Annotated in this window: 10 protein-coding genes and 1 pseudogene; 7 read left to right on the top strand and 4 right to left on the bottom strand. The window is 47.3% G+C overall.

The window, feature by feature from the left end:
• Positions 1–57: 57 nt before the first annotated feature.
• From NDI45_RS14280 to NDI45_RS14255, 6 genes and pseudogenes are all read left to right on the top strand, one after another.
• Positions 58–816, top strand: a pseudogene (locus NDI45_RS14280) (glycosyltransferase family 2 protein); the annotation flags it as partial.
• The gene (locus NDI45_RS14275) at positions 809–1,876 is read left to right on the top strand and encodes an NAD-dependent epimerase/dehydratase family protein (protein WP_348247721.1); all 1,068 of its coding nucleotides are present in this window, start codon (positions 809–811) and stop codon (positions 1,874–1,876) included. The pseudogene NDI45_RS14280 and the gene NDI45_RS14275, both read left to right, overlap by 8 nt.
• 64 nt (positions 1,877–1,940) lie before the next feature.
• The gene (locus NDI45_RS14270) at positions 1,941–2,618 is read left to right on the top strand and encodes a class I SAM-dependent methyltransferase (protein WP_348247720.1); all 678 of its coding nucleotides are present in this window, start codon (positions 1,941–1,943) and stop codon (positions 2,616–2,618) included.
• A gap of 99 nt (positions 2,619–2,717) precedes the next feature.
• Positions 2,718–3,779, top strand: a complete 1,062-nt coding sequence (locus tag NDI45_RS14265; RefSeq protein WP_348247719.1) for an NAD-dependent epimerase/dehydratase family protein — start codon at positions 2,718–2,720, stop codon at positions 3,777–3,779.
• A gap of 81 nt (positions 3,780–3,860) precedes the next feature.
• Entirely contained in the window at positions 3,861–5,588 is a 1,728-nt protein-coding gene (locus NDI45_RS14260; protein ID WP_348247718.1) for a hypothetical protein, read from the top strand.
• 68 nt (positions 5,589–5,656) lie between these two features.
• The gene (locus NDI45_RS14255; RefSeq protein WP_348247717.1) at positions 5,657–8,071 is read left to right on the top strand and encodes a hypothetical protein; all 2,415 of its coding nucleotides are present in this window, start codon (positions 5,657–5,659) and stop codon (positions 8,069–8,071) included.
• Positions 8,072–8,121: 50 nt separating this feature from the next.
• Here NDI45_RS14255 and NDI45_RS14250 read toward each other — a convergent pair whose 3' ends face one another.
• From NDI45_RS14250 to NDI45_RS14235, 4 genes are all read right to left on the bottom strand, one after another.
• Positions 8,122–10,128: a glycosyltransferase gene (locus tag NDI45_RS14250; RefSeq protein ID WP_348247716.1), complete on the bottom strand. Its 2,007-nt coding sequence runs from the start codon at positions 10,126–10,128 to the stop codon at positions 8,122–8,124.
• Complete coding sequence (locus NDI45_RS14245) at positions 10,121–11,155, bottom strand: DUF1698 domain-containing protein (protein WP_348247715.1); 1,035 nt, start codon at positions 11,153–11,155, stop codon at positions 10,121–10,123. The genes NDI45_RS14250 and NDI45_RS14245 overlap by 8 nt, the downstream gene beginning before the upstream one ends.
• 40 nt (positions 11,156–11,195) lie before the next feature.
• The gene (locus NDI45_RS14240) at positions 11,196–14,333 is read right to left on the bottom strand and encodes a glycosyltransferase (RefSeq protein WP_348247714.1); all 3,138 of its coding nucleotides are present in this window, start codon (positions 14,331–14,333) and stop codon (positions 11,196–11,198) included.
• An 84-nt stretch (positions 14,334–14,417) separates the two neighbouring features.
• On the bottom strand, positions 14,418–15,662 hold the full coding sequence (locus NDI45_RS14235; protein WP_348247713.1) for a class I SAM-dependent methyltransferase: 1,245 nt from the start codon (positions 15,660–15,662) through the stop codon (positions 14,418–14,420).
• Between the two features lie 283 nt (positions 15,663–15,945).
• Here NDI45_RS14235 and NDI45_RS14230 point away from each other — a divergent pair, with 283 nt between their 5' ends.
• On the top strand, positions 15,946–18,330 hold the full coding sequence (locus NDI45_RS14230; RefSeq protein WP_348247712.1) for a glycosyltransferase: 2,385 nt from the start codon (positions 15,946–15,948) through the stop codon (positions 18,328–18,330).
• The last annotated feature ends 241 nt before the right edge of the window (positions 18,331–18,571 follow it).

Raw genomic sequence — 18,571 nt, 5'->3', positions numbered from 1 at the left:
AGCTGCACTGGGCTAATTTGAACGGTAAGTGATTAGAGCATTGGGGGAGTAATGAAGCTTTCAGTTGTAATTCCTGCTCACAACGAAGAAGATTGCCTGTACGGGACAGTGAGCCGCTTGGTCGAAACCCTGGAGAGAGAAAACATTCCTCACGAGATTCTAATCGTTAATGACAATAGCTCAGATTGCACGCCTGCCGTCTGCTGTGAATTGCATGCCACCTTCAGCAGTGTGCGCTGGGTTAATAATGAGCCGCCGAATGGATTTGGGTTTGCCGTTCGTCGGGGGCTAAGTGAGTTTTCAGGTGACGCGGTTGCCATCCTGATGGCAGATGCTTCAGACGACCCGGAAGATCTGGTTGCTGCCTATAAGTTGCTGTTTCAAGGATATGACTGCATCTTTGGTTCGCGCTTCTCGAAAGGCGGAAAGGTCGTGGATTATCCTCCCCACAAGCTCTTCATTAATCGATTGGCAAACTGGTTTATCAAGGTTCTGTTTGGACTGCGCTACAACGATACAACCAATGCTTTCAAAGTCTACCGTCGAGAAGTGATTGACGGGATTCAGCCCATTCTGAGCCATCATTTTAATCTCACTGTAGAACTGCCGTTAAAGGCGATCGTCCGAGGCTACTCCTACGGCATCATTCCCATGCGCTGGTATAACCGCACAACCGGAATTTCAAAGCTCAAAATCAAGGAAATGGGCAGCCGCTATCTGTTTATCGTGCTTTATATCTGGTTAGAAAAGCACCTGTCGCGGGGAGATTATCACCGCAGCAAGCAGCCCGTTAGCGTAGGAAGATTCAATGCCTGAACGAGTTTTAATTCTGGGTGGGGCAGGATTTATTGGCAGTTCTCTGGCGATCGGCTTCAAACAGCGTCACCCCGACTGGCACATTATTTGTCTCGATAACCTAAAGCGGCGCGGCTCAGAGCTAAACCTGTTGCGGTTCAAACAGCATGGCATTGAGTTTGTGCATGGCGATATTCGCTCTCCCTCCGATCTTGATCCGGCAGTTCTAACCGTTGACACCATCATCGACTGCTCAGCGGAACCTTCGGTGCTAGCAGGCTTTGCCTCTCCCCGCTATGTGCTGGAAACCAACCTGGTTGGGACCATTAACATTCTTGAACTCGCCAGACAACTCAAGGCTTCGGTTCTCTTCCTGTCCACCAGCCGGATTTACCCGATCGCCGCCCTCAGCGACATTAAGCTCGTCGAACAGGCTACTCGTTTCGCTATCGCGCCTGACCAGACCCGACCGGGAATTTCAGAGCGGGGCATCAGCGAAGACTTTCCACTCCAGGGCGCACGATCGCTCTATGGCGCAACTAAGCTGGCTTCGGAACTGCTGATTGAAGAATATCGAGATGCTTATGGCATTCCGGCGATCGTCAATCGCTGCGGTGTGGTTACGGGAACCTGGCAGATGGGCAAGGTCGATCAGGGCGTGTTTGTCCTCTGGATGGCAGCGCACTACTTCAAGCGATCGTTGGGCTACATCGGCTACGGTGGCACAGGCAAGCAGGTGCGGGATTTGCTCTGCGTGAATGACCTGCTGAATCTGGTCGAGTATGAGCTGCTGCATTTTTCCGAACTGGATGGCAGCCTGTTTAATGTGGGTGGTGGCGTCGAGAGTAGCCTGTCTTTGCTGGAAACCACGCAGCTTTGTGAGAAGATTACCGGAAACTCGATCGAAATTCGCTCCGTCCCTGAAAACCGTCCCGGTGATGTGCCGCTCTACATTACCGATTCTTCTAAAGTGATTCAATCCACCGGATGGCAGCCGCAGACCAGCCCGGAGCAAACCTTGCAGCAAATTTTTGCATGGATTCAAGACAATGAGGCGGCTCTTAAGCCAATTCTAAGTTAGAAGTTGGACGTGATAGAGATACAATTCGGGATGCTTGCTGGATGCTGTTTATTCCAAGTCAATCATGATGGATCAAGAAATTTATCTGAAACGGCTTTATGCGAATCGATTCGACGTTCGGCAGCGCAAAGCAAAAGAAGCCCTCTGGAAAGTATTAATTGATGACTTTATTCAGAGATATATTAGTCCCCATGCGATCGTTTTAGATATTGGCGGTGGCTACTGCGAGTTTATTAATCAGGTTAAAGCAAGGGAAAAGGTGCTGATCGATCTCAATCCTGATTCTCAGGAGTTTGCTGCACCCAATGTCAAAGTTTTGCACGTTAATATTCTGGCTCCAGAGAGCGATCGCCTCGTGCCGCGTGACTATTTCGACGTTATTTTTGTCTCCAATTTCTTTGAGCACCTGCAAACGAAAGAAGAGCTGATCGAGGTGCTTTCTTTCTGCTTTAATCGGCTCAGTTCGAAAGGCAAGCTGATTGTGATTCAGCCGAATTTCAAGTATTCCTTCAAAGAGTACTATGACTTTATTGACCATCACCTACCGATCACAGACGGTTCGCTCAATGAAGTTTTAAAGGCGATCGGATTTTCGGTTGATTTGATGATTCCCCGTTTTCTACCTTTCTCAACTAAAGGCAGACCTTCTGCACCGCTGCTGCTTCAGATTTATTTAAAACTGCCAATTCTCTGGCGGTTCCTGGGCGGACAGATGTTTGTGATTGCCTCGAAGCCTTATTAAGCGGCTAAATTAAGCGAGCCAATTTGCCTGGAAGCGTTCATTTCTCTAAATCAATCAATTTCATCGTTTCAATCTCTCAGTTCTGGAGTGTGGTGCGATATGTCTACAGTGGTTGTAACTGGTTCAGCCGGACTCATTGGTTCGGAATCCGTTCGCTTTTTTGCCCACCTTGGATTTAATGTCGTTGGCATTGATAACGATATGCGATCGTACTTCTTTGGTGAGGCGGCTTCGACAGGCTGGAACCGTAATCTTTTGAAGGAAACCTACGGCGATCGATACAACCATTACGACGCTGACATTCGCGATCAGGGGGCGATCGAAGCCATTTTCAAAGAATTTTCTGCAGACATTAGCTTGATCATTCATACTGCTGCTCAGCCGTCTCACGATTGGGCCGCCAGTGAACCCCATACCGACTTCACCGTGAACGCAAATGGGACGCTGGTGCTGCTGGAAGCGACTCGTCAGTATTGCCCAAATGCCGTATTTATTTTTACTTCAACGAATAAAGTTTATGGCGATACGCCTAATTTCTTGTCGCTAATTGAACAGGAAACTCGATGGGAAATTGCTGAAGATCATCCCTATTTCATTGGCATTGATGAGTCGATGTCGATCGATCAATCGAAGCATTCTCTATTTGGGGCTTCAAAGGTGGCAGCAGATGTGTTGGTGCAGGAGTACGGCAGATATTTTGATATGAAAACTGCCAGTTTCCGGGGCGGTTGCCTGACGGGTCCAGCGCACTCTGGAGCAAAGCTGCACGGCTTTCTAGCATATCTGATGAAATGCACGGTGACGGGCGAGACCTACACCATCTTTGGCTACCGGGGCAAGCAGGTTCGCGACAATATTCACAGCTACGATTTGGTCAACGCTTTCTATCATTTCTATCAGAATCCCAGAAGCGGTGAGGTCTATAATATTGGCGGTTCACGCCATAGCAATTGCTCGATGTTAGAGGCGATCGGTATCTGTGAGGAACTGTCCGGCAAAAAGCTGAATTATGGGTACACCGATGACAATCGATCGGGCGATCACATCTGGTATATCTCCGATGTGAGGAAGTTTCAGTCTCACTATCCTGAATGGCAGTACAAGTATAGTTTGCGGAACATCCTGGAAGATATTTACACAGCACAGGCAGCGCGGCTCTAAGTTGAGTACATCCTTCTTCTTTATATGCTGAACAAGACGCAGCTCCCGATCGCTAGCAATCAGTTGTGGAAAATCCTGGCTTTGCTGCTCACGATTGCGCCTGCGGTCTTCATGGGTTTATTCATCTTGCAGTATGGCGTGGATGTCCCCTACTGGGACCAGTGGGGAGTTGCAAGGCTACTGGTTAAGCAAGCTGAAGGTGATCTATCAATTCAAGACTTGCTTGCTCAACATAACGAACACCGCATCTTTTTTCCCAAATTAGTGTTTTTGGCACTCGCAACCTTGACGGACTGGAATGTCAAGTATGAGATGCTGTTTATTTTATTTCTAGCCTGTATTGCATCTTTAAGTGTTTACTTCCTGTTTAGACGAACGGTCACTCAAAATCTAATCCTTTCCTTTTTTTTAACGTTTCTGTCGAATGTCCTAATTTTTTCTCCAATCCAATACGAGTGTTGGTTGTGGGGGTTCCAGATTACGTTTCTAATGCCGATCGTCTGCCTTGTACTCTCCCTACTGATCACGCAATTAAAGGTAATTTTTTGGTTTAGGCTACTGTTATGCATTGTTCTAGCTACCGTCAGCACATTTTCTGTGGCAGCCGGAGCACTTTCCTGGTTGGTTTTGCTGCCAGTGATTCTGCTTTCAGCGGAGGGTGTGAGAAGAAAAACTTTATTTTCGGCTGTAATCCCGATATGGCTGATCTGCTTCTCATTAAACATAGCAGCCTATCTTAGGGGCTATCAAAGTTCTGCTAGTTCTTCTATAGCCAATAAAAGTTCAATTGTTCTTAGCTACCCCTTTGCTTTCTTGGGATCACCTTTAGGGGTCGGAAACCCGGCATTTGCTATAGTAGCTGGCTGCGTTCTGGTTGCGCTCTACGTTTTTGCCTGCTTATACATTGTCTTACGTTGGCGGAAATTTCTGAAGCAGGCTTTTGTGTGGTTGGCACTGGGGGCTTACCCCATCCTCAGTGCGATGATGGCAACGCTAGCTCGATCTGGATCTGGAGTAGAACAAGCACTGTCCTCCCGCTACACAACGATTTCTATTTACTTAGTGATTGCTGTAATCGCATTACTGGCGATCGTATTCGAGGACATTAAAGAGAATAAATTCTTTGCTCTGGGTCAACTGAGTGAGCAAACAGGTCATGATATCCTGCAAAACTTGCTTACCTGTTTAATCACGGTTTCTATTACTCTAAACCTCGCTTCTTCTATATCTATGTCTCCCCTTGTGACTGCGCTCCAAAGGGATAGACTGTATGCGAAGACTTGTTTGACATTTATTAAGTTTGAACCCAATAACTGTATTGCTCAATCTCTCAATCCTGGACCCCCGAAGTTAATAAAACGGCTCGCAAGCGAAATGAATAAAATAGGCTTTGTTTCACCTCCAATTATTGAGGTTAGAAATATTGCAAAAATTGCACCTGAAACCGCTCTGGAACCTACTACATATGGGGAATTTGACTCAGTAACGCCAGTTGATCAAACAACCTATACTGCGACCGGGTGGGCTGTCTTACCCCAGTATCACAAACTAGCAGACTCTGTTCTTCTCACTTATCAAGACTCTGCTAAAATCCCAGTCTTGTTTGCGATCGCTTCTGTCCGATACCCTACGCCCGCTGTAGCAAACGCATTAAGAGACGATCGATATAGGTATGCGGGGTGGAGTACTTCATTTACAATCAGGCGATTGCCTAAGCAGCAGGATCTGGTGATTGAGGCCTGGGCTTTTGATACCGACCGCAGTCAAGCCTTCCGAATCACCCAGCAGCATATATTGGGGAGGGGTTGAGAGGAAAGGTTGACGAAAACCTACATTTCCCAATAAGTCTTCTGGTTCTTCGCGAGGTAAGCTCCCTAATGCGACTTAAACAAAATCTGTTCAATTCACCTGTTAGAAGAACTGCGCTACTGGTTTTGTTGGCGGCTCTATTCAGTCTGCTTTTAGTACCTGGTGTGCCAGCAGTAAACACAGGATTAGACCCATCCTGGCAATTTGCGCTGACTAAAGCGCACGTGGAGCGAATGGTATGGGGCAAGGATATCATTTTTACCTTCGGTCCTTTTGGCTATCTCTTCTTTGGTAGCCTGATCAAGGAAAATTTTTTTGAGATGCAAATTGCACGGTATTTGCTGCGCTTTGCATGGCTCTTTCTATCCCTTCAGTTTATTCTTAAGCTCGAAAAGCTGCCACTTCAGCTATTTGGTACATTTGCGCTGATTCTTTTTCCGATTCTCTTGAGTTCGCAAGGTATAGGCTCGATCGAAATAGACTTTATTCTGATTATCCTGCTCATCACGATCGACATTGCAGACATTAATTTAGAAAAGGAAATTCCTGGCACTAGAAAGAATAAACTCTATGTCTACGGAGTTGCCTCCGCCTTCATGCTGATGGTAAAGCTCAACTTTGGGCTACTCTCGATGGCTTGCCCTTTGATTGCTATTATTATTAGCTCATTCTTTAAGTGGAGAAATAGTGGCTACCCAATCAACACCGTTTTGAAGTCGTTCGTAGTGCTGAACTGGTTTCTGTTTGGATTTCTAGCAGGCTGCGTTGCTTTTCTCAATGCTTCAATTAACGATCCTTTTCTAGCAATTTTAGTTGCCCTCATTCCTGGAATTGTCCTATTTCTATTCAGTTTTTTTGCACGCAGAGATTCTTCGCACAATAATTCGATTACCAATAGGCTAAAATCTTATCTTCACTCTAATCTCCAGTTTTCAAAATTCCAGTTTCCGAACGTTCAATCTCCCATTTTTATATTCCTGATTATTCTATGCTCTGTTATTAGCATCATTGCGTTTCAATCGAATGTTAGAAACTTTATAATTGGTTCTTTACAAATTACGTCTGGCTACAACCAGTCCATGACTTTAATTGGTCCAGCAGGTCAGCTTCAGGTTGGATGTTTTCTACTTCAAATCATTGCTTCTCTTGCATTAGTTGCCTTATTTGTTAATCCTGAAAGTGCTGCTGTTGTCATTCCTGTCTGTCTTTTTAGTTTGATGAGCTTTAAGCATGGTTTCATTAGGCATGATGGACAAATAAATCTATCCTTTGCAACCAGTGCCCCAATCTACATTTTCTTTTTGAGTTGCTTTACCTTCAAGAGATTTAACCGATCGTTACTAATCGTTTGGAAATTTCTGTGCTATTTCCTGTTCACGCTGTCTATTACTTTTCTGATTGCGCTAGGGGTGCCTAACAGTAGCTTTACCCAATACTACAAGCTCAATCTTCAAAACACTTTCCTCCTATTCAGCCCTGAGCGTATTGCTGCACAGGCTCAATACCTCTTCAATCCTAAAGTGGCTGAGGAGAAGATTCTTGGGCAGGAGGTTATGACGCTTGCAAAATCAAAACTTTCTCCTGCGAGTCTTGCCGCTAACCTGCGGGATAAATCAGTCGATATCTTACCCTGGTCTGCGTCGATTGTCGCAGCAAATGACTTACGGAATTGGCAACCCGCTCCAATTTTTCAGGCATACGCTGCCTACACGCGCTGGCTCGATGAGAAGAATCTTGCGTCCTATCAGGCAAATCCTCGATCGCGCATTATCTACAGCTTTGGATCAATTGATGGACGACATCCCTATTTTGATCAGCCTCAGACAACGCTTTTTCTCATCTGCCACTATAAGCCGACCGCTCCCTCGACCCGGCGAAGAGAAACGGTTCAAGAAATTGGGGAAGTCGAAATTCTGAGACCAAAGCCGACTCCGACATGTTCACCCGATCAAGTTGAAGCGATTGATCAACCGCAAACCGTGAAATGGGAGCAGCCCATCAGCTTAAATGCAGTTCGAGCAACCTACAAAGATGAAGTTGGGAATATCCTGCTTGCAAAAATAGATATCAAATATTCGTTATTTGGAAAGGCTTACAGCAAGCTTTTCAGAACGCCCCCTGTCTCCATGCATGTTCGTTATAGCCAGAACCAGGAAGTCAATTATCGCGTTGTGCTTGATACAGCAAAGTCAGGCTTAATGATCGGCAGCCTGCCGCAGGATTTGCAGTCTAGCATCCGAGAATTTGTTGGCTATGAAAGCCAAAATAAGGTGCAGTCTATTTTCTTTTCCTCACCTCACTTAAGCGTTTTTCAGCCTGATATCTCAATTCAGTTCGAACGGCTCAGAAAACGAGCAGAACTTCCTTCAGATTTTGATGCTCAACGCTACCTACAACTGCATCCAGATGTTAAAGCGGCTGGGATAGACCCAAAAGAGCATTTCCAGACGTGGGGATTTTTCGAGAACAGAGCATACAAGTAATCATCGTAAATATTGCTGTACCCTGTTCCTATAAAATGAATTTGATTTGGTCAGTTTGTTCTGATACTGTAATCCTGTCGATCGATCGTCAAATTTGGGTTGTAGTGCGGGTCACAAGTCATCCATTTTTGCCATCGCTGCATCATGTATTCAGCTTCCTGAAGGAATCGATCGCGCTTTTCGGGCGTGTCGTCGTGACCTCGACTTTGAGATTCGTAGTGATAAAGCTTTACATGGGGCAAATAGACATTGTGCAAGCCTTGTTTCATTAGCTTTAGACAGAGATCAATGTCGTTAAAAGAAACGGCTAAATTCTCATCAAAACCGCCGATCGCCTCAAAATTTTCGCGTTTACACATCAAACAGGCTCCAGTCACCGCCGAGTAATTCGTAATGCCAATTACCTGATTGAGATAGCCTGATGCGGTTGCCGAAAAATGTTTGTGGCTGTGTCCAGAGTAAGCGCAGATTCCTAAAACCACCCCTGCATGTTGAATGGTGTCATCCGGGTAAAGCAATAAGGCTCCCACCGCCCCGATCGATCGCCTTTGCGCCTGTTCTACCATTGCCGTCATCCAGTTTGGCGTGATGACTTCAATATCGTTATTCAGAAACAGTAAATATTTGCCCTTTGCTTGCTGAACTGCAAAATTATTGAGTTTTGAATAGTTGAAAGGAATTTCTAATCGGTGACACTGAAAGCGATCGAATTGAGCCTGCCATTTTTGAATTAGAGCAGCCGTTTCAGGCTCTACGCTATTGTGATCAACTAAGATGACTTCGTAATTTGGATAAGTGGTTTTCTCAAAAATAGAAGTTAAGCAGCGATTGAGCAAATCTGCTTTATCTTTAGTGGGAACAATTACGCTGACTAAATCATGTTCCTTAATCTGATAGCGCACAATATAGTTACCAGGAGAACCTTCGATCGGCAATAATTTTCCGGGTTCGCCTCTGCGCTCTAAGGCTTCAGCCAAAGCGCGATCGGATGCGTCGTAGGCATAGGGCTTCGCAGCAGCAGATTGGGCAGTTGATTGAGAATGACTTCGCCAGTGATAGAGAATTTTGGGGATGTGGAAGATGTTCTGCGTCTTTTCGCTGAGGCGTAGCACTAAATCATAATCCTGGCTGCCTTCATAGCCAATCCGAAATCCGCCAATTTGACTCACAATCGATCGACGATATGCCCCTAAATGACAGGTATACATTCGTGATAGAAAACTATCAGGACTCCAATCGGGTTTGAAGTAGGGTTCTGAAAATTGTCCCTGCTCGTCGATTTTGTCTTCATCTGAATAAATTATGTCGGCTTTAGGATAGCGATTTAGCAGCAGCGCAATTTCAAACAAAGCATCCGGCGACAGCAAATCGTCGTGATCTAACAGCGCGATAAATTCTCCGGTTGCAAGCTCCAAAGCCGAATTCGAGCAAGCAGAAATATGACCATTTTCTGGGCGAAAGGTGATTTTAATTCGCCGATCGATCGCTGCGTATTCTTCCAGAATCGATCGCACCTGCGGCTCAATTGAAGCATCATCTGCAATACACAGTTCCCAATGGGGATAAACCTGCGCCAAGACCGAATCGATCGCTAATCGCAAGTAGGATTCAGGAGTATTGTAAACAGGCATCAAGACGCTAATTAATGGCTTCGCAGGTAAAATTTCCGCCATTTGCCCCATTCGTTCTAAATCGGCAGGTCTGGGGCTATTCGCGTTGCGCCAGCGATCGTAGGGCGTTTCTTGAGGAATCCCTTTGGCAATTTCTAATTCAATCTGTTCGATTGAGGGAAGTTCTGGTGCCCAGACTGGGCTTTCCTTGCCGCCGAGCTTTTGCCGAATCTGTAGCCATTGAGTGCGAATCTGCCAAAACTTGCTCGACTCCATCGCCTCCAGCCGACCCCGATACTGATCTCGTTCGGCAGTGGCAATTTGATAATCCCGGCTGATTTGCCGCAACTGGGTTTGCAGGCGATCGATTTGCTGCTGAAGTTGACCAGCCTTCGCCTGAATCTGCTGAAGTTCCCGGAAGAGGCGGCTAAGAAATTGTTTACTCATTCGACGGTAAACCCAGCGTCTTTTTAATGTGGAACCATCCTCTCCGAATCTGCCAAAATTTGCTGGTTTCCATTGCCGCGATTTGGTTATGGGCGTCTTTTAGCGCTTGCTCTAGATTTTGGGTTTTCTTTTGCAGGTTTGTAACGCGTTTTTGCAGGCGATCGACCTGCGAGGGCAGGCCTGAATTTTGATTGCTTAAATGATCGCTGTTCGCTCCAGCCTGCGCACTGTTTTGGGATAAAAGAAGGCTGTCTTGTTTCAGGGCGACAAAGGCAAAGCAGGGACCATTTGGGTGATCCGGCTGATCGAAGCTGATGCGAATTTCATCAAAGCCAAAGTGCCGACAGCAGGCAATAATCTCATCGCGGCTCATCCACTGGCTGTATTGGGCACTGCCGCCGCAAAAACCCGACCACCCCAGTGCTGCCTGGTATTCATAGCGATGCAGCGTATGCTGAAATCCTCCATATTCCCGCTTTTCGCTGCTGGGAAACTTAACCGCAAATCGCGGTTCGCTGGCAATAATCTCTGGGTCGTAATAGTGCGTCCAGACAAAAAGCTGCTGACTAACCTGAGCAGCCAAAGCAATCAGCTCTACCGGATTCACCATGTGGTAAAGAATGCCGCTCGCAATGCAAACATCAAAGCGCGACGAATTGCTTTTTAGGAACTCGATACAATCGCTGTAAATAAAGTGCGATCGATTGAGTTTTAATGTTTCTTTGACTAAAAGGCACTTCAGAAACGATCGTGAATTGGCTTCAATCGAGGTAATAGAGGCTGCTCCCAGTTGCTCCATCATGTAGGTATGCCCAGCTTCGAGCGGTCCCAGTTCTAGCACCGTCTTACCTTGAAAACCGCCGATTTGCTCTGCCGCCCAGTGAATTCGCAGATCCTCGAACAATTTTGCGGCCCCTGCCTGAATCTCCAGGCGATCGGGGAATTGAGAAGACCATTCGCCCTTGAATAGATCGATCGTATTTTGGACGTTGGGTCCGCAAGCGGTGTATTGGTCAAGAATCGTCATACATTTCTCCAATCGTTCAAGACTTGCGATTCAGACTACTCTATTCCCTGATCCGACAATCGCTATGATTCAACGACAAATGCGGACTGTAGCACGGATCATGTTCGCAGAACTCCTTCCAGGTTTGCTGCATATATCGAACTTCCTTGCTGAATCTTGCTTGCTTTTCTGGCGTATCCTCGTATCCGCGTGACTTGGATTCGTGGTGATACAGGACGGCTTGGGGTGTGCAAAGATTGCGATAGCCTTTTTGAACAATCCTGAGGCAAAGATCAATGTCATTAAATGCAACAGGCATTGTTTCATTGAACCCTTTCACAGCTTCAAACACTTCTCGACGACACATCAGACAAGCCCCTGTCACTGCTGAGAAATTCGTGACAGTGAGAAGCTGACCACAGTAGCCCGTTGCAGAGCGTGGCTGACGCACGTAAAGATGACCCGCCATGCCTCCCATGCCAATGATGACCCCAGCGTGCTGAACTGTGTCATCTGGATAAAGTAACAGCGAACCGACTGCGCCGATCGAGTCGCGTTGAGCATGGCCAACCATAACCTCTAACCAGTCAGGCGTGATGACTTCCGTATCGTTATTGAGAAACAGAAGGTAGTCTCCGTTTGCTTTGCTGACTCCGAAATTATTGAGTTTGGAGTAGTTAAAAGGAATACCCAGCGCATAACAGCGGAATCGTTCCGGTTCTTGATTGAGCCAGGTGTTAATCACCTTCGCGGTATAAGGTTCCGTACTGCCGTTATCGATCAGAATTACTTCGTAGTTTGGATAGGTTGTCTTGGTGAAGATAGACTCCAGGCATTGATTTAGAGTCGCGCCTAGATCTCGCGTTGGGATAATGATGCTAACCAGACCTGGCTTAACCACTTCATACCGAACGATATAGCGACCATTGAAGCCTTTGATCTCTTCAACCTCTCCGGACGTTCCGCGTCGCTGTAGAGCTTCGGCGAGGGCCTTTTGTGCAGCGATAAAGGCATAGGGTTTTGCCTCACCACTGCTTGCAACGGATTGTTCATGAATCCGCCAGTGGTAAAGAACTTTGGGAATGTGGAAAATTTTGTCGGTCTTCTCGGTAAATCGCAGCACCAAGTCATAGTCCTGGCTGCCTTCAAATCCTGCTCGGAAGCCGCCAATTTCACTGATGAGCGATCGCCGATAAATTCCTAAATGACAGGTGTACATCCAGCTCAGGAACGTATCAGGACACCAATCTGGCTTGAAATAGGGGTCGCGTCGCTTTCCTTTGTCATCAATCTTGTCCTCATCCGAATACACCATATCGGCTTCGGGATGCTGATTCAGCAGGAATGCGACTTCAAACAGGGCTTCGGGTGCAAGCGTGTCATCGTGATCGAGCAGGGCAATATATTCGCCTGTTGCCAGTTCCAGAGCCGAGTTTGAACAGCGCGAGATATGCCCGTTTTCCTCCCGGAAGACCACCTTAATTCGATCGTCTTTCTCGGCATATTCCTTCAGAACATCCTTCACATGAGGATCAGGAGAGGCATCGTCTGCTAAACACAGTTCCCAGTGGGGATAGATCTGGGCAATGACAGATTCGATCGCCTCCCGCAAAAATTCTTCTGGGGTGTTGTAGACCGGAACGACAAGGCTGATTAGCGGCTTATACGCCAGCACAGAGGCAATCTGCTTCATTCGTTTCAGTTCTTCTGCCTGGGGCGTATGCTTCTGCATCCACCGCTCGTAGGGCGTCAACACGGGTGCAACGATCGCTTCAGCAACGGCTGGTTGCACCGGAACAAGCTTGACTTCTTGAGGCTGAGTCCGGGCTTGCGGCAGTTGGGGCAGGTTTTGCGTCACCTTGAACGGGGAAATATCTTCAGCTCCCAGTCTCAGTGCCTTCTTGAAGCGGAACCAGTTCAGGCGAAACTGCCAGAATTTGCTGGTTTCCATTGCACTAATACGGTCTTGTGCCCGCAAAACTTCGATTTCTCTGGTTTCCAGACCCTTTCGCAAAGATTGAATTCGCTTCTGCTTCTGGCCAAGCTGACTTTGGGTGTGGTGCAGTTCCGCCTGGATGTGTTCGGCGTGCGATCGAGTGTTTTGCAGTTCTTCCTGCATCTGTTGTAATTCTTGCTGCGTCTGTTGCAGTTTCTTTTGAGCTTGCCGCAGCTTATCGCTCTGTTGATCTCGCTCCTGCTTCAGATGTTCTAGATCAGTTTCTGCTTGCCGTAATTGAGCCTGAGAGTGTTCTAGCGCAGGCTGGGTTTGCTGAAGCGCGGCTGCTAAATTGTTAGCATGGGTCTGGGTTTGTTGGAGCGCAACTTCTAAATTGTTAGCATGGGTCTGGGTTTGCTGAAGCGCGACTGCTAAATTGTTAGCATGAGTTTGGGTCTTCTGCTGAAGGTCTAAAGCCTCAAAGTATTTCGCGTTTAGCTCTGCCACCATACTGTGTAGCGATTCAGGTGGCTTGTGGATTTCGGCTCTTAACTGCGGTCGTCCAGCCCCCACAGATTCTATAAATCGCTCAGCGTCATTATCCAAAAAGGAAGGTTGTCCGGTCATGCGATCGACTGGGGCTGGGATCGATCTTTTATCGATGACCAGAACACTGGTGTAGAAGTGCAGCGCGTAGGCAGAGCGGGTAAAGTTTGTCACTCTAAAGCTGCCCGGATCGCAGGAGTGCCACGCATTGATCTGATCGATGAATGCCTTACTGTATTCAATAAAGCTATTAGGATTGCGAAATCCACCGCCGTATTCCTGCCAGTAGCTCGTGTGCAGGTCTTCGCAGAGATAAACACCGTCCTCTTTCACGAGGGGAAAAAGTTCCTCAAAGGTGATGATCTGCTGAGCCATCGTATGACCGCCATCATCAATCAAAACATCGACAGGCGGAAGCTGCGATCGAAGAGAGGCAAGAAACTCGCGATCTTCCTGATCGCCAATAATGATTTCAATCCCTTCTTCTTCCAATTCTTTGCAGCGAGGGTCAATATCAACTCCAATAATCTTCGCGCTGGGTCCAAAGTAGTTTCTCCACATCTGGAGCGAACCACCGTGATAAACGCCAATTTCCAGAATGCAAACGTTGGTGTTCCGAAACCTGGAGAAATGACGATCGTAGATTTCAAAGTAGTGCGTCCACTTGTGAATCAATCGCTTGTCGTTGGACTCGAAGTAAAGCTGTAGATCATTCATGAGTTAATTGACTTCCTGACTCATACTGATGTCGATAACGCTGATGCCAATAGAACTGTTGATAAAGCAAACTAATAAAGCAGTTTAGGAATTCCCTACAAATCTTGCTTTCAATTTCATCCAGTAAGAACGGATTTGCCAAAACTTACTGGTTTTCATCGCAGCAATCTCGTTCTCAGAAGCTTCCAGCTTTGCCCTCAGTGTTTTAATCCTTTTTCGTAAACGCTGAACGGTCTCTTGATGTTCCTGCGATCGAGGCTCTGGCGATTGAACGTTTCCCCAGGGGTCGAGCTGATGATCTTCCAGAGCTAAAACCGGGGCTGTCAGGAGTGCGGCTGTTTCTTTAGGCAGCACCTCAGCAGGGCGGGGATACTGACTCTCTCTGCCCAAAGCTTCTTCTACGCTAATCCTCCAGTGAAACCGCTCCTGTTCACACTCTGCTGCCTTGCTTGCAAGAATAGCAACGCCACTAAACGCATTTCCCATCGACAATCCTTCTATGCCTCTTCCGGGATTTGACTCTGCAAAGTGCATTCTCACTGGTTCAAAATAGCCCGCTTTAATCACCTGAAAGCCAAGAGCAGGCGAAAATAAGACTTTGAGGGCTTCATCTGAGAAACGCCAAAAATCCCACGGCTCCTCATGAATGGGCCAGGCGTTGTGGGTAGTATGAAAGGTTAGCCCTCCCACTTTCAGCACTTTGTTGATCTCTCTAGCAACGAGCCAAGGCATAGCTAGATGCTCAAAAACAAAGCATGAAAAAACAGCATCAAATTTTTGCTCACCGAAGTATTGAGAAAGGTGATGGGCATCTCCCACAACGTCTGTATTCTCATCCGGATAATAGTCAAATCCCGTGTAGGACGCTGCATTGGGAAAAAGCGATCGCTTACTGCTGCTGCCCCGTACCACCACTCGCGACCCAATTTCTAAAACCCGAAGTCGCTCAGCGTTCACCTTTTGCACAAACTCGTTGAATAGAGTGCTGGCGTCTGAAAAGCCGGGAGCCACCGTAGGATTTGCTCCCTCGATACTCAGGGTTCGCAGCAGCGTGCTGCCGTTGGTTGCGAGCTTAAAGGTGGCATCGTGACGGGTAATTTTGGGAATTTCAACCACAAAGCCACAATCTGCGCCGTCATAGCCTGGATAGGTAGCCAGAACATCAGGTCGAGGATGCCAACTGACAGGCATTTGCACCCCATCAATGCAAATTTCCATCCCATGAATTGGCTCAGTTTTGCTCAATACCCATCCTTTCAGGACAACAAGAGAATCCGTTGACCAGGAGGCATCGATGCACCGTATCAAATCATTATCCTCAGCAATCATCTTTTACACTCTGCGGTATTCCTGCTAATCCCACGGTTGCTTGCCATTGTTCGCTCTAACAATTTCCCAGCAGTAGAACATTCTCGAAGCCTTGCCAAAGCCCCAGCAGATTATGCAGAGATAGTATCATGCCGATCGATACCTTTACGAAAGATGAAGTAAGCCAGACGATTCAAGCCGCTTTTCCGCTAAAACGTTCACTTTGCACCGCTCAGGCTGCTGAAGCAGGCAATTGACCAATCAAGTGATTAAATGGGAAATTGGCGACCAGTGAGGCAGAGCAATGGCATTTCCGATCGACGATTTGTACTGGCTGCAAGTACGTGATTTTCTTCAGCAGCACGCTCAGCCCCTCGATGCCATCCTTGCACCCGGTGAGTTTTTTGAGCCGTTTCCAGGAACCTATCCCTACAGCGTTTCTCCTGCCCTATCGCTAGAGCAGCTTGCGTTTGCGGTCATTCATAAAGGACAAATCGCCGAGATTTACGCGCCCTTGGGAGCCGAAATTGTCCACAAATTCCATCCGGTGTACGCGAATGCCGTATTTGTCGTCTACGCCCGATCGCCCATTACCGAATTCCTTGCCACGGATGAGAACGATCTGAAAGCGTTATTTGAGCGGATGGATGCCGTCGATCGCTTTTATGACCTGGAGGGCAACATTCAGCCTGCGGCGGCAGTAGTGCTTACCCACAACAGACCCGCTGCCCTCGATCGATCGCTGCCCCAAATTCTGGCATTAGGCATTCCCGTAGTGGTGGTGGATAACGGCTCAGAGGGGGAGAAGGCAGCGCAAAACCAAGCCCTTGCCGATCGCCATCAGGTACAACTCCTGAAGCTTCCCCAGTTTCGTCCAGCCGCCGCGCTCAGTGCAGGAGTTAGCTACTGGCTCAACGATCCGTCGATTCGCTGGATTTCTTGCTTTCAGGACACAGCGGAAGTAAGGCCAGAGACGATCGCGTTACTTCAGAAAGTGCAAGATCCACAAGAGCGTCCTTTGCTAGTGGGTGACGATGATCCGGATCATGCGACAGTACGATCAGACAGCGTTAATGGCATTCCGGTGAAGCTGAAGCTTTCTAGTTCTGGGGTTCACTTTCATGCCCATCGAGATTACTGGGCATCGCTGCTACCAATTCCTGTCTCGACCCCACCCGGAGACGAAGAGGAAACCCTGACTGCAACGGATGAGAATGGCTGGATTACTACCTGGTCGCCTCGGTCGATCGTCAAGCGGGGAGGCTATGTGGTCTGTGTGCCCGGATTGGTGAATGCTTCGGAATCAACCACGCTCACCGTTCAGCCCAGAAGTCAGCCCAAAAGTCAGCCGAAAATTCAACCGATCGCGGCATCCCATACAGACGACTCCAACAGTTTAGCGGGAGTCCGAGTGCTGATCGACGGCTATAACCTACAGCTCACTAAGGGGACGGGCATTAAAACCTATGGACTTAGCCTAATCCAGGCACTCACCGAACTGGGAGCCGAAATTGATGTGTTGTTAAGCCGCAGTGCCTATAAAAAGAATGCGGTGCTGGATGAAGTGTATTTCTTTGACAATCAAGACAAAGATCGAAATTTGTTGTTTGTTCTAAAGGGATTGCTCAAAAGCTTATCAGGACCACTTTATCGAGCCAGACGACGCGACACCAGCAGTAATTTAGTGGTGAAGCGAGGGCAATACAGCGATGATTTTTTGAAATATGCCGCTTCATTTAACTTGCCGCAGTGCTACGACCTGGCAAATGTTTTATACAAGAAACTGAAGATTAGTACACAAATTACCGTGCCTGAGAAAATCGATATTTGGCACGCGACTTATCCACTGCCCATTCAGGTACGAGGCGCAAAGAAAATCACCACGATTCACGATCTGATTCCGCTGCGTTTACCTTATGCCACGCTGGATGACAAAGAGAGTTTTTATTACAAAACTGAAGCTGCTCTAAAGGAATCTGCTGCGATTATTGCCGTTTCAGAGCATACTAAACAGGACATCTTGACTTACTTTGAGGTCGATCCCGATCGCATTATTGTCACCTATCAGCCGATCGCTCTCAAACCCTTAGACGATGGCGACACCGATGAAGAAGTCGAGTTTTTCTTGCAGCAATATGGCTTAGAACCGCAGAATTATTTGCTATTTGTTGGGGCGATCGAACCGAAGAAAAATGTAGGTCGCCTGCTTGATGCCTACGCCACGCTAGACACCGAAATGCCTCTGATTATTGCAGGCAAAAAAGGCTGGCTTTGGGAAGAAGAACTAGGCAAGACCGCTTATTTATTTGACCAGAAGCGATCGAAAAAACAGGTGAGGCTCTTAGAATACGTCTCGACCAACGCGCTGCGCTACCTGTATCGGGGAGCCTACTGCTTTGTTTTTCCTTCGCTTTATGAAGGCTTTGGCTTGCCGCCCGTAGAAGCAATGACTTTTGGCTGCCCGGTGATTACCTCAAACGCTTCTTGTCTACCAGAAGTATGCGGCAACGCTGCGCTGTACGTAGATCCGTATGACGTGAAAGATATTCGTCGGAAGCTGGAGCAGGTTTTGAGCGATCGACCTTTACGCGATCGTCTGGCAAAAGCCGGACAGCAGAATTCCCGTAACTTCAGCATGGAAAAGTACGTGCAGCGATTACACCAGGCGTATCGAACAGCCCTAGGGTAGCAAAAGATACCAAGATGTGCGATTACTGCATAAGTACCTGATTCCTTCATGAATTGATTAGCAAGCAATAAAGCAACCGTAAATTTGCTGGCCCTGAGCCGATTTCGGGTTTACGTTTGCCTTATAACCTTAATAATTCCCTAAACCAAAAAATGATTTGGTTTTGTCAGGAGCACAGCGTTTTCCTTCTGACGAAATTGGAATGAAACAATTTAGAGCATATTTGCATTACTCACCGTAA

This window comes from Leptolyngbya sp. GB1-A1 (assembly GCF_039962475.1).
GTDB lineage: Bacteria > Cyanobacteriota > Cyanobacteriia > Elainellales > Elainellaceae > Leptolyngbya_A.
The sequence above is the reverse complement of the archived record's forward strand: the minus strand, read 5'-3'. Positions and strand labels throughout refer to the sequence as shown.

Excerpts from the sequence above, each read along its gene's own strand:
- NDI45_RS14275 (WP_348247721.1), top strand. The coding sequence starts at position 809 with ATGCCTGAACGAGTTTTAATTCTGGGTGGGGCAGGATTTATTGGCAGT.
- NDI45_RS14270 (WP_348247720.1), top strand. The coding sequence starts at position 1,941 with ATGATGGATCAAGAAATTTATCTGAAACGGCTTTATGCGAATCGATTC.
- NDI45_RS14265 (WP_348247719.1), top strand. The coding sequence starts at position 2,718 with ATGTCTACAGTGGTTGTAACTGGTTCAGCCGGACTCATTGGTTCGGAA.
- NDI45_RS14255 (WP_348247717.1), top strand. The coding sequence starts at position 5,657 with ATGCGACTTAAACAAAATCTGTTCAATTCACCTGTTAGAAGAACTGCG.
- NDI45_RS14250 (WP_348247716.1), bottom strand. The coding sequence starts at position 10,128 with ATGAGTAAACAATTTCTTAGCCGCCTCTTCCGGGAACTTCAGCAGATT.
- NDI45_RS14245 (WP_348247715.1), bottom strand. The coding sequence starts at position 11,155 with ATGACGATTCTTGACCAATACACCGCTTGCGGACCCAACGTCCAAAAT.
- NDI45_RS14240 (WP_348247714.1), bottom strand. The coding sequence starts at position 14,333 with ATGAATGATCTACAGCTTTACTTCGAGTCCAACGACAAGCGATTGATT.
- NDI45_RS14235 (WP_348247713.1), bottom strand. The coding sequence starts at position 15,662 with ATGATTGCTGAGGATAATGATTTGATACGGTGCATCGATGCCTCCTGG.
- NDI45_RS14230 (WP_348247712.1), top strand. The coding sequence starts at position 15,946 with ATGGCATTTCCGATCGACGATTTGTACTGGCTGCAAGTACGTGATTTT.